Consider the following 26,708-nt stretch of genomic DNA (forward strand, 5'->3'; position numbering starts at 1 on the left):
GACCGGCCGTGCCCGGGGCGCCCCGGGCACGGAGCCGGGCCGGGATCCCGCCGGAGGACGCCCGGCCCGTCGGCGGGGCGCGGAAGGCGGAAGGAGGGGCGCGGGAGAAGAAGTTCCCGGAGGGTACGGACAGGGGCGCGGGAGTGGGCTACCCCGTAATACGGGAGTGGGTGACCCCGTACACGGGAGTGGGTGACCCGCGCATACGGACAGGGCGCGCGAGTGCGATGGATTTTCGGCGTCCACGGGCAGGGCCGGGCAGAAGGAGGCGACCGGCGTCCACGGGCAGAGGACCGGAAGCGGGGGCGGCGTCGTCCTCGTACGGCTCCTCAGGCGGTCGGCGGGTCCTGGCGGGCCCGCTCCCGGTGCCGGACGGGCGCCCCTGGTGCCGGACGGGCGCCCGGTACCGGAGGGCGCCCCGGTACCGCCCGGTGCGTCACGCGCCCGTGGGGGCCTGGGGGTGCGGGTCGGCGAGGCGGGCGCGGATGACGCGGACCGCCGATTCGGCGTCGTCGACGGTCACGGTGAACGTCCGTCCGTCGCCGAGGCGCAGGACCAGGCCCTCGCCGCCCCGGACGACGACGGCCGTGCCCTTCTCGGGGCGCCAGCGGTAGCCCCAGCCGCCCCAGTGGCGCGGGGTGACGCTCGGCGCGAAGTCGGCGCCGACGACATGGGAGAGCAGGATGCGGCGGCGCGGGAGGCCGATGTGGCCGCAGCGGACCTCCATCGCGCGGTCGTCGACCTCCACGGCCACATGGACGAAGGCGAGCGTGCCGAAGAGGACGAGGAGTCCGGCGGCGACGCAGCCGATCACGGCCATGAGGAGGGGGGCGACGCCCGAGGTCCAGGGCGATTCGACGGCGAGGGTGACGCCCAGGGCCATGAAGGCGCCGCCCGCCAGGGCCGCGACCCACTGGAAGCGGTTGGTGGCGCGGCCGGTCCAGACGACGGGGCTCGGTTCGTCGGCGCGCGGGTTCCGGGCGGGGTGCCTCATGCCGGAAGCGTACCCACGCCCCCGCCGGAGGGCACGCCGGAGGGCGACCGTCCGGTCACCCGGAGTGATGCGCCGGGGTGGTCAGCGGGCGGCGGTCTCGGCCGCGAGGAGACGGCCCTCCGCGTATCCGAGGGCGGTGACGGGAAGGGGGCCGGGGCGCCCGCTGAGGAGGACGGAGAGGGTGCCGGTCGGGGCCGCGCCGGGGGCGGCCCCGACGCCGACGCGGCGCAGCGCCTGCGCGGCGACGGCGTCGGCGGAGCCGTGGAAGACGACCGGGGGGAGTCCGTCCCGGCGGCGGGCGGCGAGGGCGGCCAGGATGCGGTCCTCGACGAGTTCGTAGTGGGTGCAGCCGAGGACGACGGCGCGGACGTCCCGGGGGGTGAGCGCGGCGGCGGCGGCGACGGCGCGGTCGACGGCCTCGGGGTCGGCGTGCTCGACGGCGTCGGCGAGGCCGGGGCAGGGCACCTCGGTGACCTCGGCTCCGTCGGCGAAGTCCCGGATGAGTCCGCGCTGGTAGGTGCTGCCGGTGGTGGCGGGGGTGGCCCAGATGGCGACCTTGCCGCCGTCGGCGGACGCGGGCTTGACCGCGGGCACGGTGCCGATGACGGCGATGTGCGGTTCCAGGACGGCCCGCAGCGCGGGCAGGGCGTGGACGGTGGCGGTGTTGCAGGCCACGATCAGGGCGCTCGGGTCGTGTTCGGCGGCGGCGAGGGCGACGGCGAGGGCGCGGCCCGTGAGGTCCTCGGGGGTGCGCGGACCCCACGGCATCCCGTCGGGGTCGTTGGACAGGAGCAGATCGGCGTCGGGCCGGAGACGCCGCACCGCGGCCGCTGCCGGGAGGAGGCCGATTCCGGAGTCCATGAGCGCGATCTTCACCCGGTCACCCTAGCCGATGGGCTCCTCATCCCCCTCGTTCTGGGGCAGACTGCCGCGAATGAGCACCCTCGCCTGGTTCGCGCTCGCTTCCCTGCTCGTGTGGGTCTGGCTGCTGCTGGGCCAGGGGTTCTTCTGGCGCACGGACCAGCGGCTGCCGCCGGTGTCCGGGGCACGCGCGCGGGTGGCGGCGGAGGGGTGGCCGCGCGTGGTGGTGGTCGTCCCGGCGCGGGACGAGGCCGGGGTGCTGCCGGTGAGCCTGCCGTCGTTGCTGGCGCAGGAGTATCCGGGGGTCGCCGAGGTGATCCTGGTGGACGACGGGAGCACGGACGGTACGGGGGCGCTGGCGGCGGGTTTCGCGGCCCGGTGCGGCGGGCTGCCGCTGACGGTGGTGTCGCCGGGCGAGCCGGAGCCGGGCTGGACGGGGAAGCTGTGGGCGCTGCGGCACGGCATGGCGCTCGCACGCGCGCGGGGGCCGGAGTTCCTGCTGCTCACGGACGCGGACATCGCGCACGAGCCGGACAGTCTGCGGCTGCTGGTGTCGGCGGCGGTGGCGAACGAGCTGGATCTGGTGTCGCAGATGGCCCGGCTGCGGGTGACGACCGGATGGGAGCGGCTGGTGGTGCCCGCGTTCGTCTACTTCTTCGCGCAGCTGTATCCGTTCCGCTGGATCAACCGGGTGCGGCGGCCGTGGGCGACGGCGGCGGCGGGCGGTTGCGTGCTGCTGCGGACGGAGGCGGCGGTGGCGGCGGGGGTGCCGGAGTCGATCCGGCGGGCGCTGATCGACGACGTCTCGCTGGCGCGGGCGGTGCGGCGTTCGGGCGGGCGGATCTGGCTGGGGCTGGCGGAGCGGGTCGACAGCGTGCGTCCCGCTCCGGGGCTCGGTGAGCTGTGGCGGATGGTGGCGAGGAGCGCGTACGCGCAGCTGCGGCACAGTCCGGTGCTGCTGCTGGGGACGGTGGCGGGCCTCGTCCTGGTCTATCTGGTGCCGCCGGTGGCGCTGGCCGGGGGGCTCGTGGGCGGGGACCGGGCGGCGGCGTGGGCGGGCGGGGCGGCGTGGGCGGTGATGGCGGGGACGTACGTGCCGATGTTGCGGTACTACCGGCAGTCGCCGTGGCTGGCGGCGTCGCTGCCGTTCACCGCGTTCCTCTATCTGCTGATGACGGTGGACTCGGCGGTGCGGCACCACCGGGGTGTCGGCGCGGCGTGGAAGGGGCGGACGTACGCGCGTCCGGAGGCGGCGGGGGAACGGTGACCGGAGCCGGGCGGCCCCCTGTGAGCGACCGGGGGGCGGCTCGCCGGGGCGGGGAGGGCTCGGGTCCGGGGCGGTCCGGCGGGTGCGCGCGGCCGGTGGCCGTCCGGCGGGTGCACGGGGCCGTCGATCATCCGGAGCGGCGTCACCGGAAAACATTTTCCCGACACGGGGAGTAGCCTGATCAATTCGGCGCGTGCGCGGCGAACCGCGCGTCCGCGGATTTGACGCCTAATCATGCCCATGATCGCTTCACCCACCCCTTCCCGGCACCTTTTCTTTATGTTTTCTTCATGCCCGGGGCGCCGGATCGCCCCGAAGGGCCGGACCCACCGGTAACCCCCTCCGAACTCGGCTTTTACACGATCTTGCCGTCGCGCGCCGCCCGTTTTTGTCACGTTCGCTCGGGTTGGGGATCGGCTCGTCCACGGAGCCCGGCAAACAACCCTCAAATCAGGCTCCCCAACCAGCACATCGTGGGTTTAACTTATGGCCATGACCTCCCCCCGCTCCACCTATGGAGGCGGTTACCACACCGCGCCGTCCTTCCCGGACACCCCGATCTACGACTCCCTGGTCGCGGAGCGGGGCACGCCTCAGATCGCCCCGATCAGAGTGCCCGCCGCCTACGACACCGGCAGCAGCTTCCCGGCCCCCGGTTCCTACCTGCCGGCGCTCCCCTCGGCGCTGCCCGCCCTCCCGGCCGCGCCCTCCCCGCAGCCCTCGTACGGCAACGGCTACGGATACCCGCAGCCCGTGCCGCAGATGGCTCCCGTGCCCCTGCAGCACGCCCCCGCCCCGTACATCCCGCAGCAGCAGATGACCCCGCGCGGCCACCAGGGCGCCCCGTACCAGCAGCCGCCCCGGCCCGCCCCGGCCGGCTACGAGGCGATGCGTCCCGCGGGCTACGAGGCGATGCGTCCGGCGGCCCCCCGGCCCGTCCCGGCGCCCGCACCCTACGAGGACCCGTACAACCGCCCCTACCAGGGCGGGGGTTACTGACCCGCCTCCCGTCGGACGGGGCCGGGACCGGAGCGGCTGGCAGGATGAGGACATGCCGACTCCGCTGCTCCGCTCCGTCCACGTCCACCCGGTGAAGGCCATGCGCGCGCTGTCCCCCACGGCGGCCGAGGTCCAGCCCTGGGGGCTGGCGGGGGACCGCCGCTGGGCCGTCGTCGACACCGCGGGGAAGGTCGTGACCCAACGCCGTACCCCCCGGATGGCGTTGGCCACGGCGGAGCCGCTGCCGGGCGGCGGAGTCGTCCTCTCCGCGCCCGGCCACCCGTCGCTGCCGGTCGGGGTGCCGCACCCCTCGGCCACGCTGACGATGGAGATCTTCGACAAGCCCGTGGAGACGGTGCCCGCGGGTCCGGCGGCGGACGCCTGGGTGTCCGCCTTCCTGGAGGGCGCGTTCCGGCTGGTCCACATGGACGCGCCCGAGCACCGGCGCCCGGTGGACCCGGAGTACGCGCTGCCCGGCGAGACCGTCAGCTTCGCCGACGGCTATCCGCTCCTCGTCACCACCACCGGCTCGCTCGACGCCCTCAACTCCCTCGTCGCCGAGGGCGACCACGCCCACGAGGGGCCGCTGCCGATGAGCCGCTTCCGGCCGAACCTGGTGGTCGGGGGGACCGCTCCCTGGGCCGAGGACGGCTGGACGCGCCTCGCCGTGGGGGAGGTCACCTTCCGGGTCGCCCGGCCCTGCGGGCGCTGTGTCGTCACCACGACGGACCAGCTCACCGCCGAGCGCGGCAAGGAGCCGCTGCGGACCCTCGCCCGGCACCGCAGGCGGGACGGCAGGGCCGTCTTCGGCCAGAACCTCGTCCCCGAGCACACCGGCACCGTCCGGGTCGGCGACGAGGTGAAGATCCTGGACTGACGGGGCCGACCGGCCCGAGCGGGCCCGGTGGACGTCCGGCGGGTCCGGCCACGGGACGCCCGTCACACTTCCCCGGCCCGACGGGCGGGGAACCCCGCCCCGGGGCACACTCGTTGGAGGACCGGTGAACGACGAGGGGGTGGGGACGTGCGCGCAGCCATCGGCCTCTGGCGCTGGCGGCACAATCCCCTGCGCCGGACCACGGACCTCGCGGAGGCGTGGGTCGCCTTCACGGCGGCGGCGCTGCTCTGTCTGCTGGTGCCGCTGACCGGCTGGGCGGCCGGAGCCTCCGCCAACGCCTCGCTCCAGCGCGCGGTCCGCGCGCAGCACGAGCAGCGGCTGCCGACGACGGCCCGGGTGCTGCGGGCCGCCGACCGGCCGGCGGGTGGTGCGGGGACGGCCGACGCGGCGGGCGAGGAGCGGCTGCGGCGTTCGGTGGTGGCCCGGTGGACCGCGCCGGACGGTTCGGTGCGTACGGGCACGGTGGCGACGGCCCGGCGGAGCTCCGCGCCGGGCGCGGTCTTCGCGCTGTGGACCGACCGGAGCGGACACCCGGTGGCCGCTCCGATGCGGGCGGGCGCCGCCCGCGCGCACGCGGCCGTCGCGGGACTGACGGCCGCGCTGCTCACCGGACTGATGGTGGAGACGGTCCGCCGTCTCGCCGTCCGCAGGCTGGTGCTCCTGCGGTACGCGCGCCTGGACCGCGCGTGGGCCGCGACGGGACCGGACTGGGGACGCACCGGCACGGGCAGCTGAGCGGGCCCGCGTCCGGGAGGTACGGACGCGGTCCGGCGGGCCCGCGCGTCGGCGGGCCTCGTGCCGACGCGCCGGGCCGGTGGACGGACGCGGCACGGCGGGCCCGGTGACCGCGCCGGGCCCTGAGGGGGCCGGGAGCGGGAAGGGCGTGCCCCGGGCGGGTGCGCGACCCGGGAGCGGTGATTCCGGGGCGCGTACGGCTTCGGTGGCCCGGCTGCTCGCCATGATCTGGGCCGTCATGGTGATTCCGGGGGCGTACGGCTCCGGTCGTACGGCCCCGCTGCGGCGGCCCGCCGCGAACGCGGGGCCCGGGGCGCCGGGGACGTACGGCCCGGACGGCGGCCCTCCGCCCCCCGCCGACGCGAGCGCGCACCCCACCGCCGCCGGTCACCGGGCCCACGGGCGACGGTCCTCCGGCCGTACCGACCCGGGGCGGGCGGGCCCAGCGTCCCCGTCCCGCCCGGCGGGCGGACCGCCGTGGCCGGGCGGCCCGGGGGAAAGGTTCTCCGGTGCGTACCGGCCCCGACCGCGCCCCGCTGCGGGCGGTGGATCCGTGGTCGTACCCCGGTGTCCTGGCCGCCGGAGCGCGACCGGGGACGACCGACCGCGACCGCCTCGCGACCGCCCGCGACCGAGCGGGCACCCGGCCCGCACCGGTGCGCGCGAGGGGGCCTCGACCCGTCAACCCGTCGGCCCCGCGCGCGCTACGGTGGGGCATCGGATCACCGGCGAGGCATGAGGCGGGGGCAGGACACACCCATGGCACAGGGCACGGTCCAGGTGACGCACACCGGCACATCGCGGTGGCGGCGCCGCACGGGTGAGTACCCCTCGCTTGCGGCTGCCCTGGAGGCCGCCGGGGACGGGGACGTGCTCACCGTCGCCCCCGGCACCTACCGGGAGAACCTCGTGGTGCGGCGGGCCGTCACCCTGCGCGGGCCCGAGGGCTCGGTCGGCTCGGTGCGGATCGCGCCGCCGGACGGCGTGCCGCTGACCGTCCGCGCCTCCGTGACCGTGCGGGACCTGCACATCGAGGGGCAGGACGTGGCCGCGCCCGCGCTGCTCGTCGAGGACGGCACCCCCGAGCTGCTGGACCTGAGGATCATGACCCGCTCGGCGGCCGGGATCGAGGTGCGGGGCACGGCCCGGCCGACGGTCCGCCGCTGCACGGTCGACAATCCGGCCGGGATCGGCATCGCCGTCCTCGACGGCGCGGGCGGGGTGTTCGAGGAGTGCGAGGTGGTGTCCGCCGGACAGACGGGGATCTCGGTGCGCGGCGGGGCGCACCCCCGGCTGGAACGCTGCCGGGTGCACCACGCCTCCGGCGCCGGGATCGCCGTGACCGGCGAGGGCAGCGGTCTGGAGGGGATCGGCTGCGAGGTGTACGAGATCAAGGGCTCCGGTCTGCAGATCGCGGGCAGGGCCTCCGCGCACTTCACGGACTCCTCGGTGCACCGCACCTCGGCGGACGGCATCACCCTGGACACGGACGCGGTCCTGACCCTGTCGGACTGCGACATCCACTCCGTACCGGAGAACGCGGTGGACCTGCGGTCCCGCTCGGTCCTGACGCTGACCCGGTCCACCGTCCGCAGGTTCGGCCGCAACGGCCTCTCGGTGTGGGACCCGGGGACCCGGGTGGACGCCCACCAGTGCGAGATCCACGACAGCACGGGCGACTATCCGGCGGTGTGGGTCAGCGACGGGGCGACCGCCGTCCTGGAGTCCTGCCGGGTGCACGACGTGCCGGACGCGCTGTTCGTCCTCGACCGGGGCTCGCGGGTGGACGTCGTCGACAGCGACCTCTCCCAGGTCCGGAACACGGCGGTGTCGGTGAGCGACGGGGCGACCGCCCAGCTCGACGACTGCCGCATCCGGGAGGCCTCCACGGGCGCCTGGTTCCGGGACCACGGCAGCGGCGGCACCCTCGCCGGCTGCACCATCGACTCGGTGCAGACCGGTGTCATCGTCACCAAGGGCGCCGACCCGACGATCGACCGGTGCACGGTCACCTCGCCCGCCGAGGCCGGTTTCTACGTGTCGGCGGAGGGCCGGGGCACCTTCACCGGCTGCCGGGTCACGGGCAGCGGAGGGTACGGCTTCCACGTCACCGACGGCTGCCGGACGACCCTGCGCAAGTGCCGTACGGAACGCTGCGCGCGCGGCGGCTACGAGTTCCCCGAGGAGGGCGCGAGCGCGGAGGACTGCACCAGCGACGAGAGCGCGGTCCGCTCCTCCGTGCCCGACGGCGGGACGGTCCCGTCCCCCATGCCGTCGGGCGGGGTGCTCGGCAAGGCGCCGGGCGGGGTCCTGGGGCCGGGCAGTGTCCTGGGGCCGGTCCCGGTCGGGGTGAGCAAGGTGCCGGTGCCGCTCGCCACGCCTCCCCCGGCCGCGCCCGTGCCGGTCGTCCCCTCCGCGCGTTCCTCGCAGGACGTCCTCGGGGAACTGGACGGTCTCGTGGGCCTGGAGAGCGTCAAGCTGGAGGTGCGGACGCTCACCAACATGATCGAGGTGGGCCGCAGGCGGCAGGAGGCGGGCCTGAAGGCGGCCTCGGTCCGCAGGCACCTCGTCTTCACCGGCAACCCGGGCACGGGCAAGACGACGGTGGCCCGGCTGTACGGGGAGATCCTGGCCTCGCTCGGGGTCCTGGAGCGCGGGCACCTGGTGGAGGTGTCCCGGGTGGACCTGGTCGGCGAGCACATCGGCTCGACCGCGATCCGTACCCAGGAGGCCTTCGACCGGGCGCGGGGCGGGGTGCTGTTCGTCGACGAGGCGTACGCCCTGTCGCCGGAGGACTCCGGCCGGGACTTCGGCCGGGAGGCGATCGACACCCTGGTGAAGCTGATGGAGGACCACCGGGACGCGGTGGTCGTCATCGTCGCCGGGTACACGACGGAGATGGAACGCTTCCTGACGGTCAACCCCGGTGTCGCCTCGCGTTTCTCACGGACCATCTCGTTCGGCGACTACGCGCCGGGGGAACTCCTGCGGATCGTGGGCCAGCAGGCCGACGAGCACGAGTACCGGCTCGCGCCCGGCACCGACCGGGCGCTGCTCGCCTACTTCACGAGGCTGCCGAAGGGCCCGGCGTTCGGCAACGGGCGCACCGCCCGCCAGACCTTCGAGTCGATGGTGGAGCGGCACGCGGGCCGGGTCGCCGAGCTGGCCGAGACCAGCACGGACGACCTGACCCTGCTCTATCCGGACGACCTCCCGGAACTGTCCTGACTCCGTTCTAGCCGGACGACCTCCCGGGACCGTCCCGCTCCGAGACCTCGTGGTCGCCCCGCTGCCGGGGCAGCGGGGGCGGCAGCCGGTCGAGGAGGCCGGTGCGCCGCCGGGCGAACGCCGGGTCGGCCTGGTAGTCGGAGTGCCCGAGGATGGGCTCGGGCAGCGGATGCGCGCGGGTCCTGCCGTAGACGACGGGGTCGAGCAGGACCTTCGCGTCGACGACGGGCCTGTCGTCGTCCGCCGGGACCCGGACGGGTCCGCCGATGGGGTCGGTGGCCCGGTAGAGGTTGCTCCAGCAGTGGACCGTGCGGTTCAGGGCGCGGAGCGCCTCGGGGCCGAAGTAGGCGGGGAACCAGCGGCCGTAGAGCCGCTCCAGGGGTGAGCCGTAGGTGAGGAGCGCGACCCGGCGGCGGGTGGCGGGCCGTAGCTGCCAGACGGCCGCCGCCGCCAGGACACTGCCCTGGGAGTGGCCGGAGATGACCAGTCGGCCGCCGGTGGCGCGGGTCCAGGAACTCATCCGCCAGGTGAGGTCGGGGACGGCCCGCTCCGCGTAGCAGGGCGGGGCGAACGGGTGGGCGGCGCGGGGCCAGAAGGTGCCGACGTCCCAGAGGACGCCGATGGTCCGGCGGGCGGAGGCGTCCTTGTAGGCGCGGCGGCCCCAGGTGACGAAGAAGAGGAAGCCGAAGCCGATCATCCAGGAGCCGAGGGCCTGGGTGGCGGAGGCGAGGGAGGCGACGGCCGGGTGGGCGCCGTCGAAGGCGCGTCCGGGGACGTTGCCGCTGGCCCAGGCGCCCACGACGGAGCAGGCGCCGAGAAGGAGGGTGGCGCCGGAGACGACGCCGACGAGGAGGGGCGCGGAGTCGGTGAGCGCCGCCCGTGCCCGGTCGGCCGCGATCTGCCCGGTGCGGACCGGGTCGTGCTCGTCGGTGGGGTAGTCGGCCTCGACGGCGGCCCGCAGCCGCCGGGCCGCGAGCACGGTCCGGACGCCGAGCAGGACGGCGGGGACGAGCAGCAGCAGGATCAGGACGGGGATCACGGAGGCCTGCCAGCTGAGCAGTACGGGGGGTGCTATCCGGGCGCCGGGGTCGCCCATGCCGGGGGTGGCGGGTCCGTCGAGCCAGTCGGCGACCCGCTGGGCCACTCCCCCGGACATGATGCCGCCGAGGGCGCAGGCGAGCATGGCGACGGCGGGCCCGCCGAGTCCGCGCAGGGCGGTACGGGGGTCGCGGCGGGGCCGTTGGAGGAGCAGGGCGACGATGCCGAGGGCGACGACCAGGACTCCCTGGACGACGGTGAGGCCGCCGAACACGGCGTCACCGGGGAGGGTCCCCGACGAGGTCCAGCCGGGGCGGGTCCAGGAGGCGTAGAGGGCGGTCAGCACGAGCAGGGCGAGGGAGGCGCCGGGCAGCCAGGAGACGAGGGCCTTCTCCAGGCCCAGGTCGAGACGGCGCTCGCTGCGGCCACGGCGGCACACCACCCAGAGGACGATCCCGGCGGCCACGGCGACGGCGGTCTGGAGGACCCGGCCGAGGAGGTCTCCGGCGCCCGGCAGACCGGTGTCGTGCCGGACGGCGGGCGTGACGACGGCGGCGGCGACGGTGAGGAACCCGGCGGCGGTGTGGGCGGCCCGGAGGCGGGCGACGAGCCTGCGGCCGTACCAGAAGCCGGGGCGGCCGAGGGCGGCCCGCAGTTCGGGGGGCGGGGCGGTGTCCGGGATTCCGTCCTTGCTTCGGGACGGGCCCCCGAAGGCGCTCCCGGCGGTGCCCCCGGACGGGTGTCCGGACGGGTGTCCGGACGGGTGTCCGGACGGGTGTCCGGACGGGTGTCCGGTGGTTTCCCCCGGTCCGTTCCCGGTGTCCTTCCCGGCCGTCGTCCCCCCGGCCGTCGTCCCGGTGTCCGGGTGCCCTTCGGCGGACGGTGTCCCGGGGCCTCCCGTACCGCTCGGTACGGGGGTGGCCGGGGCGTCGAAACCGGTGGGCGGCCGTTGGGCCTCGTACGCGCTCCACGTCCGGTTCGACAGGTACCAGAGCACGCCGACGAGGAGGGTCGGCACCAGGGCGGCGAGGGCGAGACGGCGGCCCGGGAGCGACCACCAGCCGCCGCGCCCGGCGGAGAGGAAACCGAGCCAGGAGTATCCGTCCGCGCAGGAGCCGCCCGCGCACTGCCAGGCCGTCAGGTCGAGCGCGACCTCGCAGGCGGCGGCGGTGAGCAGCACGGTGAGGCTGAGGGCGACGAGCCGGACGAGCACGCCGTACAGCCGGACGAGGCCCGCGCGGTCCTGGGCGGGCGGGCGCATCCAGTGCGCGAGGTTGGCGACCATGAAGGGCAGGAGCAGCAGCCACAGGGCGCGGGCCCCGTCGCCGGAGGTGAGGTTGGACCAGACGTACGCCTCCCGGACGGGTCCGGTCGCGTACCGCTCGGGGTGCTCCTCGGCTTCGAGGTCGTCGGCGCGGCGGTACACGGCGGCGGTCCGGTCGCCGGTGACCCGCACGGTCCGGGGGTCGTCCAGCATGTCCTGGGGGGTGGCTCCGCCGACTCCGTGCACGAGGAGTTCGAGCGCCGGGCCCCCGCCCTCCGGGGCGGGTGTGGCAGGGGACACTGGGGCGGCTTCCTCTCGGGGTGGGAAGATGCGACGTCGGCAACAAGCTCGGCACCAGGATCGCGGAAGGGCACGCGGCGACGCGCCGTCCCTCACCGAATCCGACGTTCATCCCCTTGTCTTCTGCGGAAGGACCGGCCCCGGCGGTGACTGACAACCAGAACCTCCTCGCGGAGCAGCGGCGCGCCCTGATCCTCGACGAGGTCCGGCGGCGCGGCGGTGTGCGGGTCAACGAGCTGACCCGTCGGCTGAACGTCTCGGACATGACGATCCGCCGCGACCTCGACACGCTGGCCCGGCAGGGCATGTTGGCGAAGGTGCACGGCGGGGCCGTCCCGGTGGCCGAACCCAGCGCCCACGAGCCGGGGTTCGAGGCCAAGTCGGTGCTCGAACCGAGCGCCAAGGACGAGATCGCCCGTGCGGCGGCGGCGCTGGTCGCGCCGGGCACCGCCATCGCGCTGTCCGGCGGGACGACGACGTACGCCCTCGCCCGGCACCTGCTCGACGTGCCGGAGCTGACCGTGGTGACGAACTCGGTGCGGGTCGCGGACGTGTTCCACGAGGCGCGGCCCGGGACCGGCGGCGGGGGCGGGTCCCGGGCGGGCGCGGCGACGGTGGTGCTGACCGGCGGGGTGCGCACGCCGTCCGACGCCCTGGTGGGGCCGGTGGCGGACCGGGCGGTCCGCTCGCTCCATTTCGATCTGCTGTTCCTCGGGGTGCACGGGATCTCGGCGGAGGCGGGGCTCTCCACGCCGAACCTGGCGGAGGCGGAGACCAACCGGTGTCTGATCCGGTCCGCGCGCCGGGTGGTGGTGGTCGCGGACCACACCAAGTGGGGCACCGTGGGCCTGAGTTCGTTCGCCGACCTGACGGAGGTGGACACCTGGGTGACGGACCGGGGGCTCCCCGGGGACGTACGGACCGAGGTCGTCGAGCAGGTGCCGGGGCTCGTGGTGGCGGGCGAGGAACAGCTGTGAGCCCCGCCCTGCCGGGACGGGCCACGGACCTCCTCGCGACCGGACCCGCCACGGGTCTCTTCGTGAGCGGTCCCGCCACGGGCTCCTTCCGGACGGGACAGGATACGGGCTCCTTCCTCGCGGGGCCGGTCGCGGGACCGGTCACGGGCTCCTTCCCGGCGGGGCCCGTCCCGAGCCGTTCCGGGGCGGGACGGTCATGAGCCTCTTCCGGCTGGAGCGGGCGGTGGCGGCGGCGCCGGAGGAGGTCTGGCGGCGGCTCACCGACTGGCCCGCGCACGGCCGTCAGGTGCCGCTGACCCGGACGCGGGTGCTGACGCCGGGGCCGAACCGGACCGGGACCCGGTTCACCGCGCGGACCGGGATCGGCGGGCTGTCCTTCGACGACCCGATGGAGGTCACGCGCTGGGAGCCCCCGACGGCGGACCGGGCCGGGGCGTGCCGACTGGAGAAGTCGGGCCGGGTGGTGCGGGGTTGGGCGCTGATCGAGGTGGCGGGGGCGCCCGGTGGCGGCAGCCGGGTCGTCTGGACGGAGGAGCTGTCGGTGCGCGGGGTGCCCAGGGTCTTCGACCCGGCCCTCGTCCGCGCGGGAAGCTTCCTGTTCGGGCGGGCGCTCGACGGACTGCTGGGGACGCGGTGAGAAGCCTTTCCGTGCCCTTCCGTGCCCTCCAGCGCCCTTCGGCCCTCCAGCGCCCTTCCGTTCCTTCCGGGAGACCGGGAGACTCCGGGGGCTCCAGCTTCCGGCTCCCGGCGACCCCGGTTCTCGCCAACTCCCTTCCGCCACTGTGCTGTTGACAGCAAGTCAGCTACGGTCTCACTTCCGCTTCCGTCCCGGGGAGGTTCGGTCCATGGCACGCCGACTGAGGCCGGTGGAGCTCGACTTCACCGTGTCCGCGCCCGTCCGTCTGGTCTTCTCGGCGGTGCTCGCCGCACCTCCCCCGGCCGTCTACCGGTCGCTGGCCGTGGAGGTGGGGAGCCTGCCCTCCTGGTTCACCGCGGTCACCTCCGCCGTACCGACCGGTGACGGCTCGGGCCGTACCGTGCGGCTGCGCGGCGGTGTCCGCTTCGAGGAGACGATCCTGGCCGCTGAGCCCGACGTCCGTTACGCCTACCGGGTGGACGTCACCAACGCGCCCGGCGTGACGGCCCTGGCGGAGGAGTGGGCCCTGCGGCCCGAGGGCAGGGGGACCCGGCTGCGCTGGACCATGGCCGCCGACGGGGCGCCGCCGTTCCGGCTGGGCCTGCGGCTCGCCGGACCGGGCCTGGCACTGTCCTTCCGGGACGCCGCGCGCCGCCTCGACCGGCGGCTCACTCCTGCCAGGCCCCCGTCGCCAGGAACCGGTCGATGACGGCGGCGTACGGGGCGATGTCGAGGCCCTGGGCGGCCAGCCAGTCGTCGGAGTAGTACTTGTCGAGGTAGCGGTCGCCGGGGTCGCAGAGCAGCGTCACGACGCTGCCGGTCCGCTCGTCGGCCACCATCTCGGCGACGATCCTGAAGGCGCTCCACAGGCCGGTGCCGGTGGAGCCGCCCGCCTTGCGGCCGATGGCGTCCTCCAGGGCCCGGACGGCGGCGACGCTCGCCGCGTCGGGCACCTTCATCATGCGGTCGACGGCCCCGGGCACGAAGCTGGGTTCCATCCGGGGGCGGCCGATGCCCTCGATGCGCGAGCCGCAGTCGGCGGTCGCGTGCGGGTCGTGATGCGTCCAGCCGTCGAAGAAACAGGAGTTCTCCGGGTCGGCGACGCAGATGCGGGTGTCGTGCTGCATGTAGTGGACGTAGCGGGCGATGGTGGCCGAGGTGCCGCCGGTGCCCGCGGTGGCGACGATCCAGGTGGGTTCCGGGTACCGCTCCAGCTTCAGCTGCTGGTACATCGACTCGGCGATGTTGTTGTTGCCGCGCCAGTCGGTGGCCCGCTCCGCGTAGGTGAACTGGTCCATGTAGTGGCCGCCGGTCCGCTCGGCGAGCGCCGCGGACTCCTCGTAGATCGTGCGGGAGTCGTCGACGAAGTGGCACTGCCCGCCGTGGAATTCGATGAGGCGGCACTTCTCGGGGCTCGTGGTGCGCGGCATGACGGCGATGAACGGCACCCCGATGAGCTTCGCGAAGTACGCCTCCGAGACGGCGGTCGAGCCGCTGGACGCCTCGATGACGGGCTTGCCGGGCCGCACCCAGCCGTTGCACAGGCCGTAGAGGAACAGCGAACGGGCGAGACGGTGCTTGAGGCTGCCGGTGGGGTGCGTCGACTCGTCCTTGAGGTAGAGGTCGATGCCCCACTTCTCGGGGAGGGGGAAGCGCAGCAGGTGCGTGTCGGCGGACCGGTTGGCGTCCGCCTGGACCTTGCGGACGGCTTCCTTGAGCCAGGCGCGGTACGCGAGATCGCTGCGGTCGACGTCGGCGGTCGGCGTGGTGGCCGGTCCGCCCCGAAGGCTCTTCTCCGTGGTGCTCATCCGTACCTCTCCTCGTTCGGCTCCCCCGTTCCCCCCGGGGCGCCCCACCGCCGACGATACCGCTCCCACCTGGGCAAACGTTTCCTTTGATTCCCCATAGGCCTGACTTGCGGAGGGCCACTGGTGCGGGCGCCGGAGGCCCGGCACACTGGGAGCGACAATGGGTGGAAGGGGTGGGATCGGCATGTCGAAACCCGAGTTCAGCGCCAGGGGCGTGGGGATCGTCCGCTGGCCGAGGTCGTTGACGCGCGCGGGCGAGGTACGGATCGAGGACGGCCGCCTCGCGCTGCTCACCAGTTACGGCAGCGAGATCGACAGCGCGCCCGTGGGCGCGGTGCGGGCGGGGCGCCCGTGGTTCGCGAAGCCCGACGAGGCGGTGGCGACCGTGAACGGCACCCGGTACCGCCTCAGACTGCACCGGGAGGAGCACCCCGATCCCGAAGGGGCCGTCGGGGAGGGCGACGACGGGGCGCGGACGACGGGACGGTTCCTGGCCGCGCTGAAGCGGGCGGCGGGACGGCGCTCGGGCTGAGACGACGGGCGGGCTGGGACGACGGGCGGCGGGACGGCCCGGAGCCGGACCCTCCGGCGGCCGGAAGCCGATGCCCGCCGGTCGCCGTGAGTTGCGGGACGGTCACCACTGGCTCAGGCTGGAACCACCTCACCGAGGGTTGATCGGTGGTGACGGCACGTTTCCGCCGTCACCCTGCTGTACCGCATGAGAGATCGGAATCTTCGTCTTCTTCCGGACCACTTCGGGGAGTCGCAGCCGTGATCAGCGAGCCGAGCAGGTACTACGCGGTGGAGCTCCACGCCCTGCCGTCGCGGATCGGACAGGTCCGCAGAATTGTCTCCGCGCATCTGCGCCACTGGCATCTGGACGCCCTGGTCGATCCCGCCGTCCTGGGCGTCACCGAACTCCTGACCAATGTCCACCGGCACGCCCGGCCGGACAAACGGTGCACCGTCGAGATCGAGCTGCTGCTCGACCGTCTCACGGTCTCCGTCCGGGACCACGACCCCCGTATGCCGGAGGCGGGCGACCGGGACCCGCTGGAGGCCTACGACGAGCTGGCCACCTCCGGGCGCGGCCTCGCCATCGTCGGCGCGGTCAGCGAGAGCTGGGGGGTGCGGCCCTGCGGGACCGGGGGGAAGGTCGTCTGGTTCACGCTGGCGGCGCCGCCGGACCCGCGCGACACGGTCGAACGCTGCCGCGAGGTGGTGTTCGGAGCCGTGGCCGAGAGCCTCGCGTCGTCGTACGGGACGATCCCCGCCGCACCGGTGGGAGCCTCGGTCGCACCGGGGCCGGTGTCGGCACCGGCGGTGGCCCTGGTGGGGGCGGCGGGCTCCGCGAGGATGGCGGGCTCCGCGAGGGCCCTGGTCCCGTAGGACCGGCCCCCGGTGCCTGCGCCGGAGGGAGTGCGGCCGGGGAATCGGCGGAGGCCACGGCGGCGGGAGCCGGGCCGTGGAACGGGCGTACGGGCGTACGAGCCCCACCGGGCCGCCGTGGCGCGCCCCGGGCAGGGCCGTCCGGCGTCAGGCCACCGCGATGAGCGTCAGGTAGGCGATGCCGAGGACGCCCCGGTAGCCGTGGAGCCAGGCCGAGCGCTGGCGGTCCACCCGCTCCCGGGTCTCGGCGGCGAGCGGATGGCCGGGACGGGCGGCGAGCCAGACCTCCGTGTCGTAGCGGTAGCCCGATTCGAACTCCTCCCACTCCTCCGCGCTCGCCGTCTCGATCCACGCGGGCCGGAACCCCGCCTCGACCGCCAGGTCCACCAGGGCACCGAGGCCCAGGTGGTCGCCGAGGTGCGCGCCGGGCCACATTCCGGCCAGTTCGGCGGCGGTCGGGGTGCGTTCCCAGAAGCCCTCGCCGAGGACGACCCGGCCGCCCGGACGGACGAACGAGCGCAGCGCGCGGAGGGCGACGGCGGGGTCGTGCGGCTGACCGGGGTCGCAGAGCGCCTGGCTCGCGCCGAGGCAGAGGACCGCGTCGGCCGGACCGTGGCCGGTGCCGCGCGCCGACTCCTCCACGAACGCGACCCGGTCGGCGAGCCCCCGGGACTCCGCGAGCGCCCGGCCCCTGGCCAGGTCCTCGGCGTCGATGTCGATCCCGGTCCCCCGGGCGCCGGGCGCGGCTTCGAGGACCCGCAGGAGTAACTCGCCCCAGCCGCAGCCGATGTCGAGCACATCGGCGGGCCCGGTGGCGGCGAGGCGCCCGGCGATGCGGGTGGCACGGGACTCGGAGAGCGGGCCGTGGAAGGTGAGGCCGCCGAGACGCGGGGGAAGCCCGGAGTCGTATGAGGTCATGGGGCGGAACGGTACGTCCCGGGGCCCCCGCCTCCCAGTGGATTTCGCCCCGGCCGCCGGGGGCGCGGTCCCGGCGGGCTCGTCCTAGCCTGGGAAGGGTGTACACCATGCGCGTGTCCCGCCGTGTCGCCGCGCCGCCCTCCGCCGTCTACCGGGCGCTCCTCGACCCGGAGGCCGTCGCGCGCTGGCGGGTGCCCTACGGGATGACCTGCGAGGTCCACACGTTCGACGCGCGCGAGGGCGGCACCTTCCGGATCTCCCTGACGTACGAGGACGAGAGCGGCGGCACGGGCAGGTCCGGGGCGCGCACCGACACGTACCACGGGCGCTTCGCGGAGCTGCTTCCGGACGAACGGGTCGTCGAGGTCATCGAGTTCGAGACCGACGACCCCCGGTTCCAGGGGGCGATGAGCCTCACGACGACGCTGGTGCCGATGGACGGCGGGACCGAGGTGGTCCTGGTCCACGAGGGGATTCCCGACGCCGTGTCCCCCGGCGACAACGAGACGGGCACCCGGATGGCGCTCGACCGGCTGGCCGCGCTGACCGAGGGACGGCCCGAGGGCTGAGGAGCGGGCGGAGGGGGAGCGGGGCCGGAGATCCGGTCGTCCCGGGAATCGGCCGGACCCCGGAAGCCTCCCGGGCCTCGGAAGCCTCCCGGACCGTGGGTCACTCAGACAGGACAGGACAGGGCAGGGCGGCCGTCCGGGCCGGGAGGCGGTCAGGACCAGGAAGCCGTCAGGGTCAGGAAGCAGGGGCAGGGCAGCCGTCCGGGCCGGGAGGCGCGAGCGCCGTTTCAGGCCGACTCGCGGCCCAGTGCGGCCAGGGGGTCGTCCAGGACCGGCTGCCAGGCCAGTTCGGCGGCGCCGACGAGACTGTTGTGGTCCAGGGTGCAGGGCAGGATCGGCACCCCGCCGCTGCGGCCCCAGAGGCTGCGGTCCGCGACGACCGCGCGGAGCCGCTCCGGGTCGGCGGCCAGGAGTTCGCCGTGCAGCCCGCCGAGGATGATCCGGTCGGGGTTGAGGATGTTCACCAGGCCCGCGAGACCCAGGCCGAGGCGGTCGATCAGCTCCCCGACGGCGACCCGTACGCCCGGGTCGTCGGGGCTGTCGCGCAGCAGCTCGCGGGACTCCCGGAGCAAGGACACCTCGGGTCCGGGGGCCCGGCCCGCGGCCGTGAGGAAGGCGAGCGGGTCGGTCTCGACGTCCAGACAGCCCCGGCTGCCGCAGTGGCAGGGGCGGCCCTCCGGGTTGACGGTGAGGTGGCCGACCTCCAGGGCGAGGCCCGCGCTGCCGGTGTGCAGGCGTCCGTCGAGGACGAGCGCACCGCCGACGCCCCGGTGTCCGGTGGCCACGCAGAGCAGGTCCCGGGCGCCGCGTCCGGCGCCGTGGCGGTGCTCGGCGAGGGCGGCGAGGTTGACGTCGTTGCCGGTGAAGGCGGGCCCTTCGATGCCCGCGGCCCGTACCCGCTCGGCGAAGATCTGCCGGACCTGGGCCCCGGCGGGCCAGGCCAGGTGCAGCGGGTTGAGCGCGGTGCCCTCGGGTTCGGCCACGGCGGAGGGGGCGGCGAGTCCGGCGCCGACGCAGCGGCGGCCGGACTCGTGGAGCAGTGCGGCACCCGCGTCGACGACGGCGCCGAGGACCTGGGCGGGGTCGGCCGAGACGGTGACGCAGCCCGGGGCGGTGGCGACGATGGTGCCGCCGAGGCCGACGAGGGCGGCGCGGAAGCCGTCGGCGTGGACCTGGGCGGCGAGGGCGACGGGGCCCTTCTCCTCCACGGCGAGGCGGTGCGAGGGCCGTCCCTGGGAGCCCGCGGCGGCGCCCGGGTTGGAGTCGACGCGGATGAGGCCGAGGGCTTCCAGTTCGGCGGCGACCGCACCGGCGGTGGCGCGGGTGACGCCCAGTTCGGCGGTGAGGACGGCCCTGGTCGGCGCCCTGCCGGTGTGCACCAGTTCCAGCGCGGGACCGAGCGCGTTCCGTCCCCTGTCCAGCCGTGTCCGGGTCGTCGTCGCCTTGCCGCTCATGGGGGTGAGTCTCCCATGATCGGACGGTCTGTCGGTCCCGCGCCCCCGGGCGCCGGGGCCGGGCGGCCGGAACGGTGCGGTCGGGGTCGCCGGACCGACCGCACCCCGTGGTCACCGTGAGTGATGTCCGCTGGTCGTCCGGGTCATCACGGTGGGGCGACATATGGGTGTCAGCCTGTATGGACCGTACGACCGTGATCACTCAGAATCCTTCTTGATCACCATCGCGACACCCGCCGACGGGCGGCGGGCACGTCGGACGGATGGCCGCGCGGAAGCCGAGGGGGAGGTCCGCAGTGTCGTTGTCCCGCCGGGTCTCCGTGCCGTCGTTCCACCGGGTCTCCGTGCCGTCGTCCCACCGAGTCTCCGCCCCGTCGTTCCGCCTCGGCTCCGTGCCGTCGTCCCTCCCGGGTGCCGTGGCGTCGCCGAAGCGTGGAGCCGGGGTGCCGTCGGACCGCCGGGGTCTCGTCAGGCCGTCGGACCATCGGGGTCTCGTCGCGCCGTCGGACCGCCGGGGCTCCGTACCGCAGCCGTGCCACCGGGGCTCCGTACCGCTGTCCGGCCCGGACCGCCCTCCGTCGTCATCCCACCCGGACTCCGCGCCCCCGCCCTGTCAGCGGGGCTCCGTGCCGGACGTACGTCGCTCCGTCATCCCCGGCGTCTTCGGCGTCTTCGGCGTCTCCAACCTCTCCGGCGTCTTCGCGGCGCCCGCGCCGGGAGCGTGGACCGCCGTTCCCGTTCCGGCCCTGCCCGACGACACCCCGCGCGGACCGCGCGACCGCGGCGAGCCCGTCCGCCACCTCCTCGGGACCGGTGTGACCGAGCCGTAGGAACGGAGCACCCCGTCACGCCTCCGGCCGTACGCGCCGGGAGGCGGTCCCGGCATGTCTCCGTCCGGCGAGAGCTCCACCGCCCGCCCCCATGGACCCCGCCGTTCCACCGCCGGTGGGACGGCGCCGGGACCGGCAATCCCCCCACCGGTCCCCCACACCCCACCCACCACCTACTCAGGGAGAAGCGTGAGAAGCCAGCTACCGGAACCCTCGTCAGGGTCCCGTCATCGGCCGGGACCCGAGCGGAGGAAGGGATTGCGCGGCACCGCCGCCGGCGTGGCCCTGCTGATGTCGGTCTCGATGGTCTACGGCGCCGAGGCAGCCGTCGCCGCGCCCGCCGCCCTCCCGGCGGCCGGGTCCCAGGGACCCGCCCCGGTGACCTCCGCCCCCGACGTCCTGTCCGCCCGGGTGGCGGCACGGCTGTCGGGCGAGCCGGTCGAGGCCTTGTCGGAGCGTACGGAGACGTCGACGACCTGGGTGAACGAGGACGGTTCGCTGACGACGGAGCTGTCGGCCGGACCGGTCCGCTTCGAGGACCCGGCCACGGGCGGCTGGCGTGACGTGGACGTCGAGCTGACGACCGCGCCGGACGGGTCGGTCGTCTCGAAGGCGCACCCGCAGGGCCTGCGGCTCGCCGGGAGGTCCGGGGCCAGGGCCTCGTCCCTGCGCGCCTCGCAGGCGGCTCCCGCCACGGACCTGGTGACGCTGGGCAGCGGCGAGGACGCGATCACCCTCCAGTGGCGCGGGGGACTGCCCGCGCCGAAGCTGGACGGCACCCGCGCCACCTACGAGAACGCGGTGCCGGGCGCGGACGTGGTCGTGGAGGCCACCCGGTCCGGATTCGAGCAGTTCGTCGAGGTCAAGCAGCGTCCCGAGGCCGGGTTCTCGTACACCCTGCCGCTGCGGACGAAGGGGCTGAAGGCCGAGCGGCAGGCCGACGGCAGTGTGCTGTTCACCGACAGGAAGTCGAAGAAGACGGCCGTCATGCCCGCGCCCGTGATGTGGGACGCCACGGTCGACCCGGTCTCCGGTGAGCACACCCGGCAGGTCCCGGTCGGCATGAAGGTGGTCAGGGCCAAGGGCGGCGTCGACCTCGTCATGACCCCCGACCCGGCCTTCCTCGCCGACCCGGCGACGACGTACCCGGTCACCGTCGACCCCTCGACGTCCGCCCTGTCGAACGTCTTCGACACGTACGTCCAGCAGGGCACGAGCACCGACTGGTCCACGGACGTGGAGCTGGATCTCGGCAACCCGGGGACGAAGAACGCCGACGGCACCCCGCGCACCGCGCGTTCCTTCGTCTCCTGGAACACCGCGCCCGTCTCCGACGCCCTGGTGCTGGACGCCAAGCTGTCGCTGTGGAACTTCCACTCCGCCAACCACACCGGCTCGGCGTGCCCGAACCAGCCCTGGGAGGTGTGGTCCACCGGAGCGGCGACGACCTCCTCGCGCTGGACCGCGCAGCCCGCGTGGACGGCGAAGAAGGCCACCTCCACCGAGACCCGGGGCAACGCCGCCTGCACCGCCCAGCCGGACGGCTGGATCAACGCCGACGTGACGGCGATGGTCCAGGAATGGGCGTCGGCCAAGGCCGCCCGGTCCCATCTGGGCCTGCGCGCCACCGACGAGAACGCCACCGCGCAGTGGAAGCGGGTCAACTCCGCCAACGCCGCCGCGAACGTCCCGAAGCTGACGGTCACCTACAACTACCGGCCGCGCACCGGCACCAAGCAGGAGGCGGGTCCGCCGTACTTCTCGTACGGCGGCGCCTACGTGGTCAACACGGTCACGCCGACCCTGCGGGACACCTTCGTCGACGCCAACGGCGACAAGGTCAACGGCACCTTCCAGATCTTCGACAGCGCCACCGACAAGCAGGTCGGCAACGTCCTCGTCTCCCCGTGGGTCAACTCCGGCCAGGTCGCCTCGGTGACCGTCCCCGCCGGGGTCCTCACCAACGGCAGGACCTACAAGTTCCGCTCCAACCCGTACGACGGGACCCACTACAACACGGGCTGGTCGGCGTGGAAGACCTTCACGGTCGACACCACCGCCCCCGTCGCGCCCGCCGGTGTCACCTCGACGGACTACCCGCCGGGCGCGTGGGTCAAGGGCGCGGGGCAGACGGGCACCTTCACCGTCACCCCCAGCGGCACCGACCACGACGGGGTCGAGTGGTCCCTCGACGGAGTGACCTGGACCAAGGTCCCCACCGGCGGCTCCACCGCCGCCAGGGCCGTCGCGGTCGCCCCGCCGAAGGACGGCACCCACACCCTCCGGGTGCGGCAGGTCGACAGGGCCGACAACAAGTCCGAGGCGGTCGAGTACACCTTCCACGCCGGTCCCGGCGGCTTCGTCCAGCCCGCCGACGGCGAACGCACCGCGCGCCGGCTGCCGCTGGTGGCCGAGGCCGACGGCGGCACGTACGACAAGGTGTCCTTCTCCTGGCGCCGCTCCGAGGCCGACCCCTGGCAGCGGATCCCGGCCGGTCAGGTCACCTCCGGCGGCGCCCCGCTGACCGCCTGGCCGGTGGCCATGACGGGCGGCAGGAACAGCCCGCTGGTGTGGAACGCCACGGAGACCGTCGACCCCGACGGCACCGTCCAGATCAAGGCCGACTTCACCGGCCCCGCCGCCTCGGCGGGCAGCACCGGACCGCTCTCCGTCGTCGTCGACCGCGATGCCTCCGGCGCGGCCACCCAGGAGATCGGTCCCGGCACGGTGAACCTGCTCACCGGTGACCACACACTGTCCTCGGGCGACGCCTCCGCCTTCGGGCTCTCCGTGTCCCGCACGGCTTCCTCCCGCACCCCGGACAAGGGCGTCAAGCAGGAGGGCCAGGCGCCGGTCTTCGGCAAGGAGTGGGTCTCCGGCACGGTCGCCGAGGCGACGCAGTCGGACTACTCGCACCTCCGGCGGATCTCGGACACGGCCGTCGCCGTCGTCGACTCCGAGGGCGAGGAGACGCACTTCACCGCGAACGCCGCCAGGACCGGCTGGATCGCCGAGACCGGTTCCGAGTTCCTCACCCTCGTGGGCGCCGTGACCGGTTCCTTCACCCTGTCCGACACCGAGGGCACGGTCACCGCGTTCACCAAGCCGGACGCGACCGCCACCACGTGGCAGGTCTCCTCCACGCTCCTCGACGGCCTCGCCCACACCACCACGACCGTGGTCTCCGAGACGGTGACCGTGGACGGCAGGAAGCTGGCCCGCCCGAAGCGGATCATCGCCCCGACCTCGGCCGCCTCGGCCGCCGTGTGCACGGCGACGCCGTCCACCAAGGGCTGCCGGGCGCTGGAGTTCGTCTACGGCACCGCCACCACCGGCACCGGCACCGCCTTCGGGGACTTCACCGGCCAGGTGAAGGAGATCCGGCTGTGGTCCACCGCGCCGGGCGCCGCCTCGGCCACCGCCAAGCCGGTGCAGACGTACGCCTACGACGCCTCCGGGCGCCTTCGTCAGGCGTGGAACCCGCAGATCGGCCCGGCGCTGAAGACCGAGTACACCTATGACGCGGCGGGCCGGGTCATAGGTCTGACCCCGACCGGGGAACTGCCCTGGACCTTCACCTACGGCAAGGCGGGCAACGCCGCCACCGCCGGTGACGGAATGCTCCTGAAGACGTCCCGCGCCGGACTGAAGCAGGGCACCGCCGACGTCCAGCAGGGCACCGCGGCCACGTCCGTCGTGTACGACGTGCCGCTGACCGGCGCCACCGCCCCGTACAAGATGGGCGCGGCGGACGTGCGGGCGTGGGGGCAGCTGGACGCCCCCACCGACGCGACGGCCGTCCTCCCCGCCGACGCGGTCCCCGCCACGCACGCGGGCGGTTCCCTGACGGCCGGGGCCTACGCCCGCGCCACCGTCACCTACATGGGTGTGGCGGGGCGTGCGGTGAACAGCGCCGCACCGGGCGGCCGGATCTCCACCACCGAGTACGACCGCTTCGGCAACACGGTCCGTGAACTGACCGCGGGCAACCGCGAGACCGCCCTCGGGACCGGCGCCGCCGACCGGGCCGCCCAGGCGGAGCTGGGCATCGGCCGGCTCACCCCGGCCGAGCGCGCCGATCTGCTGGCCACCCGGTCCGTCTTCGACGGGACGGGCACCCGTGAGCTGGAGAAGACCGGCCCGCTGCGCCGGATCGAGCTCACCGCCGACCTGAAGTCGGGGGCCACCACCCTGGTGTCCTCGGGGACGTCGGTGACGGCCCGTTCGTGGACGGTCAACGAGTACGACGCCGGGCGTCCCACCGACGGCACCGCCAAGGTGAAGGACCAGGTCACCCAGGTGACCACGGGCGCGCAGGTGCGCGAGCACCCCACCGTCCTCGGCGAGGCCCGGGTGACGCGGACGGTGTACGACTGGGCCAAGGGCCTGGTCACGAGGACGGTCAAGGACCCGGGCGGCCTCGCGATCACCGAGAGCACCGAGTACGACGACCAGGGCCGGGTCGTCAAGGAGTCGCCGCCCGGCGCGACCGGTACCGACGCCGCGACCCGGGTCACCACCTACTGGTCCGCGACCGGCACCGGCGTCTGCCAGGGCCGCCCGGAGTGGGCCGACCTGGTCTGCTCCACCGGACCGGCCGGTGCGATCACCGGCGGTGGCTCCCAGCCGTCGCAACTGCCGACGACCACCACCGAGTACAGCTGGTGGGGCGGCCCGGCGAAGGTCACCGAGACCGCCAACGGCGTCACCCGCACCACGACCACCGGCCACGACGACGCGGGCCGTCCCACCACGGTCGCCGTCACCGGCGGCGTCGGCCAGGCGGTCCCGGCGGCGACGACCGAGTACGACCCGGCCACGGGACGCGCGGTCAGGACGGTCTCGCCGACCGGCGGCACGATCACCAAGGCGTTCGACGGGCTGGGCCGCCAGACGTCCTACACGGACGCCGACGGCGGTGTCACCACCACCGAGTACGACCTGCTGGACCGACAGGTCAAGGTCGGTGACAGCGTTCCCTCGACCGTCACGTTCACCTACGACACCACGGCCGAGCCGCGCGGTCTGGCCACCCGGACCACGGACTCCGTGGCGGGCGCCTTCCACACCACGTACGACGCGGACGGGTCCGTCGCCACGGAGAAGCTGCCCGGCGGCTACACCCTCAGCGTCACCGAGGACACCACGGGCGCCACGCTGAACCGCACCTACACGCGGGACGGCGACGGCACGGTGGTCTACGCGGACACCGTCAACGAGTCCGCGCACGGCCAGGTCACCAGCCACGCGGGCTGGTCCGACCAGGTCTACCGCTACGACGCGGCCGGACGTCTCGTCACGGTCGAGGACACCGTGGACACGGTCTGCACGCGCCGCGCCTACGCGTTCGACGCGCGCACCAACCGCAAGTCCCTCACCACCACGGCGGCGGGGCCCGGCCTGGACTGCGCCACCACCGGCGGGAGCACCACCACCCACGCCTACGACAGCGCCGACCGGCTGGTGGACAGCGGCTACGCCTACGACGCCTTCGGCCGCACCACGGCACTGCCCGGCGGCCAGCTCGGCCACTACGCCAACGACCTGGTGCACCAGCAGACCGCCAACGGGCAGCGGCAGACCTGGCAGCTCGACGCGGCCCACCGCTTCCGCTCCTGGAAGACGGAGAGCGGCAGCGGCACCAGCTGGACCCCGACCGGGTCGAAGCGGAACCACTACGACGGCGACGGCGACAACCCGCGCTGGATCGTGGAGGACACCGCCACCGGCGCGCTGACCCGCAACGTCGAGTCCGCGAGCGGGGACCTCGCCGCCGTCACCGGGAAGACCGGCGACACCGTCCTGCAGTTCACCACCGTCCACGGTGACGTGGCGCTCCAGCTCCCGCTGGACGCGGGCAGGGCCCCCGTCGCGCTCGACAGCGACGAGTACGGCAACCCGCGCGCGGGTCAGGCGGCCACCCGCTACAACTGGCTCGGCGCCAAGCAGCGTTCCTCCGAGACGCTCACCGGTCTGACCCTGATGGGCGTCCGCCTCTACAGCCCGGCCACCGGCCGCTTCCTCTCCCTCGACCCGGTGTACGGCGGCGGCGCCAACGCCTACGGCTACCCCGGGGACCCGGTCAACGAGTACGACCTCGACGGCAGGTGGTGGAGCTGGAAGAAGACCAAGAGCTGGGTCAAGCGGCACCGCGTGGGCATCGCGGCGACGGCGGCGGGGGTCGGCTGCGGCCTGTTCACCGCCGGTCTCGCCTCGGCGGGCTGCGCGATCGTGGCGGGGGCGGCGGCCGGAGCCGGAGCCAAGTGGTACGGGAACCGCAAGGCGTCCTTCGGTTCCATCGCCCGCGCGGGAGTGGCGGGTGCCACCGGCATCGGTCCCTTCGGCGGGGCCATGGGCAGCATCGGACGCTGGGGGGTGAAGAAGGCCGTCACCCGCTGGGCGGTCAAGCGTTACCCGTCGAGCGGCGGTCACCGCGCGGTGCACACCAGCCACCGCAAGAAGACCTCGTGGTGGTCGTCGTGGCGGCGCTGAGGAATGTCGTGGTGACGCCGGAACACGGCGGACCCCGAGGACGATGATGA

The 26,708-nt window shown here is 74.6% G+C and carries 19 protein-coding genes; 13 read left to right on the forward strand and 6 right to left on the reverse strand.

Annotated features, from left to right (window positions below):
• Window positions 1-436 precede the first annotated feature (436 nt).
• Both ACFXGN_RS16790 and ACFXGN_RS16795 read right to left on the reverse strand, forming a co-directional pair.
• Window positions 437-994, reverse strand: a complete 558-nt coding sequence (locus ACFXGN_RS16790) for a hypothetical protein (RefSeq protein ID WP_384859237.1) — start codon at window positions 992-994, stop codon at window positions 437-439.
• An 81-nt stretch (window positions 995-1,075) separates the two neighbouring features.
• On the reverse strand, window positions 1,076-1,870 hold the full coding sequence (locus ACFXGN_RS16795; protein ID WP_384859239.1) for a glutamate racemase: 795 nt from the start codon (window positions 1,868-1,870) through the stop codon (window positions 1,076-1,078).
• Between the two features lie 58 nt (window positions 1,871-1,928).
• Between ACFXGN_RS16795 and ACFXGN_RS16800 the strand changes: the two genes are divergently transcribed.
• The 5 genes from ACFXGN_RS16800 to ACFXGN_RS16820 all read left to right on the forward strand — a co-directional run bounded on the left by ACFXGN_RS16800 (window position 1,929) and on the right by ACFXGN_RS16820 (window position 8,982).
• Complete coding sequence (locus tag ACFXGN_RS16800) at window positions 1,929-3,122, forward strand: glycosyltransferase (RefSeq protein WP_384859242.1); 1,194 nt, start codon at window positions 1,929-1,931, stop codon at window positions 3,120-3,122.
• A gap of 492 nt (window positions 3,123-3,614) precedes the next feature.
• Window positions 3,615-4,121, forward strand: coding sequence for a DUF6643 family protein (locus ACFXGN_RS16805; RefSeq protein ID WP_384859244.1), 507 nt, complete (start codon window positions 3,615-3,617; stop codon window positions 4,119-4,121).
• A gap of 52 nt (window positions 4,122-4,173) precedes the next feature.
• Window positions 4,174-4,998 carry an MOSC domain-containing protein gene (locus tag ACFXGN_RS16810; protein WP_384859247.1) on the forward strand — a complete coding sequence of 275 codons (825 nt, stop codon included), beginning with the start codon at window positions 4,174-4,176 and terminating at the stop codon, window positions 4,996-4,998.
• A gap of 147 nt (window positions 4,999-5,145) precedes the next feature.
• On the forward strand, window positions 5,146-5,754 hold the full coding sequence (locus ACFXGN_RS16815; protein ID WP_384859249.1) for a hypothetical protein: 609 nt from the start codon (window positions 5,146-5,148) through the stop codon (window positions 5,752-5,754).
• 759 nt (window positions 5,755-6,513) lie between these two features.
• On the forward strand, window positions 6,514-8,982 hold the full coding sequence (locus ACFXGN_RS16820; RefSeq protein WP_384859252.1) for a right-handed parallel beta-helix repeat-containing protein: 2,469 nt from the start codon (window positions 6,514-6,516) through the stop codon (window positions 8,980-8,982).
• Between the two features lie 7 nt (window positions 8,983-8,989).
• On the opposite strand, the gene ACFXGN_RS16825 is transcribed toward ACFXGN_RS16820, so the two are convergent.
• Complete coding sequence (locus tag ACFXGN_RS16825; RefSeq protein WP_384859255.1) at window positions 8,990-11,584, reverse strand: hypothetical protein; 2,595 nt, start codon at window positions 11,582-11,584, stop codon at window positions 8,990-8,992.
• A gap of 146 nt (window positions 11,585-11,730) precedes the next feature.
• Between ACFXGN_RS16825 and ACFXGN_RS16830 the strand changes: the two genes are divergently transcribed.
• The 3 genes from ACFXGN_RS16830 (at window position 11,731) to ACFXGN_RS16840 (ending at window position 13,907) form a co-directional block, all read left to right on the forward strand.
• Window positions 11,731-12,561, forward strand: a complete 831-nt coding sequence (locus ACFXGN_RS16830; protein ID WP_384859258.1) for a DeoR/GlpR family DNA-binding transcription regulator — start codon at window positions 11,731-11,733, stop codon at window positions 12,559-12,561.
• A gap of 196 nt (window positions 12,562-12,757) precedes the next feature.
• The gene (locus ACFXGN_RS16835) at window positions 12,758-13,198 is read left to right on the forward strand and encodes an SRPBCC family protein (protein WP_384859261.1); all 441 of its coding nucleotides are present in this window, start codon (window positions 12,758-12,760) and stop codon (window positions 13,196-13,198) included.
• A 208-nt stretch (window positions 13,199-13,406) separates the two neighbouring features.
• Window positions 13,407-13,907, forward strand: a complete 501-nt coding sequence (locus ACFXGN_RS16840) for an SRPBCC family protein (RefSeq protein ID WP_384859264.1) — start codon at window positions 13,407-13,409, stop codon at window positions 13,905-13,907.
• Here the strand turns inward: ACFXGN_RS16840 and ACFXGN_RS16845 are convergent.
• Window positions 13,867-15,006: a PLP-dependent cysteine synthase family protein gene (locus tag ACFXGN_RS16845; protein WP_384859266.1), complete on the reverse strand. Its 1,140-nt coding sequence runs from the start codon at window positions 15,004-15,006 to the stop codon at window positions 13,867-13,869. The genes ACFXGN_RS16840 and ACFXGN_RS16845 overlap by 41 nt on opposite strands.
• Before the next feature lie 184 nt (window positions 15,007-15,190).
• On the opposite strand from ACFXGN_RS16845, the gene ACFXGN_RS16850 reads away from it, so the two are divergent.
• Both ACFXGN_RS16850 and ACFXGN_RS16855 read left to right on the forward strand, forming a co-directional pair.
• Window positions 15,191-15,538: a hypothetical protein gene (locus tag ACFXGN_RS16850; protein ID WP_384859269.1), complete on the forward strand. Its 348-nt coding sequence runs from the start codon at window positions 15,191-15,193 to the stop codon at window positions 15,536-15,538.
• Between the two features lie 239 nt (window positions 15,539-15,777).
• Window positions 15,778-16,395, forward strand: a complete 618-nt coding sequence (locus ACFXGN_RS16855; protein WP_384859272.1) for an ATP-binding protein — start codon at window positions 15,778-15,780, stop codon at window positions 16,393-16,395.
• 147 nt (window positions 16,396-16,542) lie between these two features.
• Here ACFXGN_RS16855 and ACFXGN_RS16860 read toward each other — a convergent pair whose 3' ends face one another.
• The gene (locus ACFXGN_RS16860; protein WP_384859274.1) at window positions 16,543-17,313 is read right to left on the reverse strand and encodes an SAM-dependent methyltransferase; all 771 of its coding nucleotides are present in this window, start codon (window positions 17,311-17,313) and stop codon (window positions 16,543-16,545) included.
• A gap of 98 nt (window positions 17,314-17,411) precedes the next feature.
• Between ACFXGN_RS16860 and ACFXGN_RS16865 the strand changes: the two genes are divergently transcribed.
• Complete coding sequence (locus ACFXGN_RS16865) at window positions 17,412-17,882, forward strand: SRPBCC family protein (protein WP_384859277.1); 471 nt, start codon at window positions 17,412-17,414, stop codon at window positions 17,880-17,882.
• Window positions 17,883-18,109: 227 nt separating this feature from the next.
• Here ACFXGN_RS16865 and ACFXGN_RS16870 read toward each other — a convergent pair whose 3' ends face one another.
• Window positions 18,110-19,336 (reverse strand): ROK family protein, encoded by a 1,227-nt coding sequence (locus ACFXGN_RS16870; protein WP_384859279.1) that lies wholly within the window; start codon window positions 19,334-19,336, stop codon window positions 18,110-18,112.
• A gap of 626 nt (window positions 19,337-19,962) precedes the next feature.
• On the opposite strand from ACFXGN_RS16870, the gene ACFXGN_RS16875 reads away from it, so the two are divergent.
• Both ACFXGN_RS16875 and ACFXGN_RS16880 read left to right on the forward strand, forming a co-directional pair.
• Entirely contained in the window at window positions 19,963-20,166 is a 204-nt protein-coding gene (locus ACFXGN_RS16875) for a hypothetical protein (protein WP_384859282.1), read from the forward strand.
• Between the two features lie 291 nt (window positions 20,167-20,457).
• Window positions 20,458-26,658: a DNRLRE domain-containing protein gene (locus ACFXGN_RS16880; protein WP_384859783.1), complete on the forward strand. Its 6,201-nt coding sequence runs from the start codon at window positions 20,458-20,460 to the stop codon at window positions 26,656-26,658.
• Window positions 26,659-26,708 lie beyond the last annotated feature (50 nt).

The sequence above is a fragment of the Streptomyces sp. NPDC059247 genome, from assembly GCF_042754005.1.
Lineage (GTDB): Bacteria > Actinomycetota > Actinomycetes > Streptomycetales > Streptomycetaceae > Streptomyces.

Excerpts from the sequence above, each read along its gene's own strand:
- ACFXGN_RS16790 (WP_384859237.1), bottom strand. The coding sequence starts at position 994 with ATGAGGCACCCCGCCCGGAACCCGCGCGCCGACGAACCGAGCCCCGTC.
- ACFXGN_RS16800 (WP_384859242.1), top strand. The coding sequence starts at position 1,929 with ATGAGCACCCTCGCCTGGTTCGCGCTCGCTTCCCTGCTCGTGTGGGTC.
- ACFXGN_RS16805 (WP_384859244.1), top strand. The coding sequence starts at position 3,615 with ATGACCTCCCCCCGCTCCACCTATGGAGGCGGTTACCACACCGCGCCG.
- ACFXGN_RS16810 (WP_384859247.1), top strand. The coding sequence starts at position 4,174 with ATGCCGACTCCGCTGCTCCGCTCCGTCCACGTCCACCCGGTGAAGGCC.
- ACFXGN_RS16820 (WP_384859252.1), top strand. The coding sequence starts at position 6,514 with ATGGCACAGGGCACGGTCCAGGTGACGCACACCGGCACATCGCGGTGG.
- ACFXGN_RS16835 (WP_384859261.1), top strand. The coding sequence starts at position 12,758 with ATGAGCCTCTTCCGGCTGGAGCGGGCGGTGGCGGCGGCGCCGGAGGAG.
- ACFXGN_RS16840 (WP_384859264.1), top strand. The coding sequence starts at position 13,407 with ATGGCACGCCGACTGAGGCCGGTGGAGCTCGACTTCACCGTGTCCGCG.
- ACFXGN_RS16845 (WP_384859266.1), bottom strand. The coding sequence starts at position 15,006 with ATGAGCACCACGGAGAAGAGCCTTCGGGGCGGACCGGCCACCACGCCG.
- ACFXGN_RS16850 (WP_384859269.1), top strand. The coding sequence starts at position 15,191 with ATGTCGAAACCCGAGTTCAGCGCCAGGGGCGTGGGGATCGTCCGCTGG.
- ACFXGN_RS16860 (WP_384859274.1), bottom strand. The coding sequence starts at position 17,313 with ATGACCTCATACGACTCCGGGCTTCCCCCGCGTCTCGGCGGCCTCACC.
- ACFXGN_RS16870 (WP_384859279.1), bottom strand. The coding sequence starts at position 19,336 with ATGAGCGGCAAGGCGACGACGACCCGGACACGGCTGGACAGGGGACGG.
- ACFXGN_RS16880 (WP_384859783.1), top strand. The coding sequence starts at position 20,458 with ATGTCGGTCTCGATGGTCTACGGCGCCGAGGCAGCCGTCGCCGCGCCC.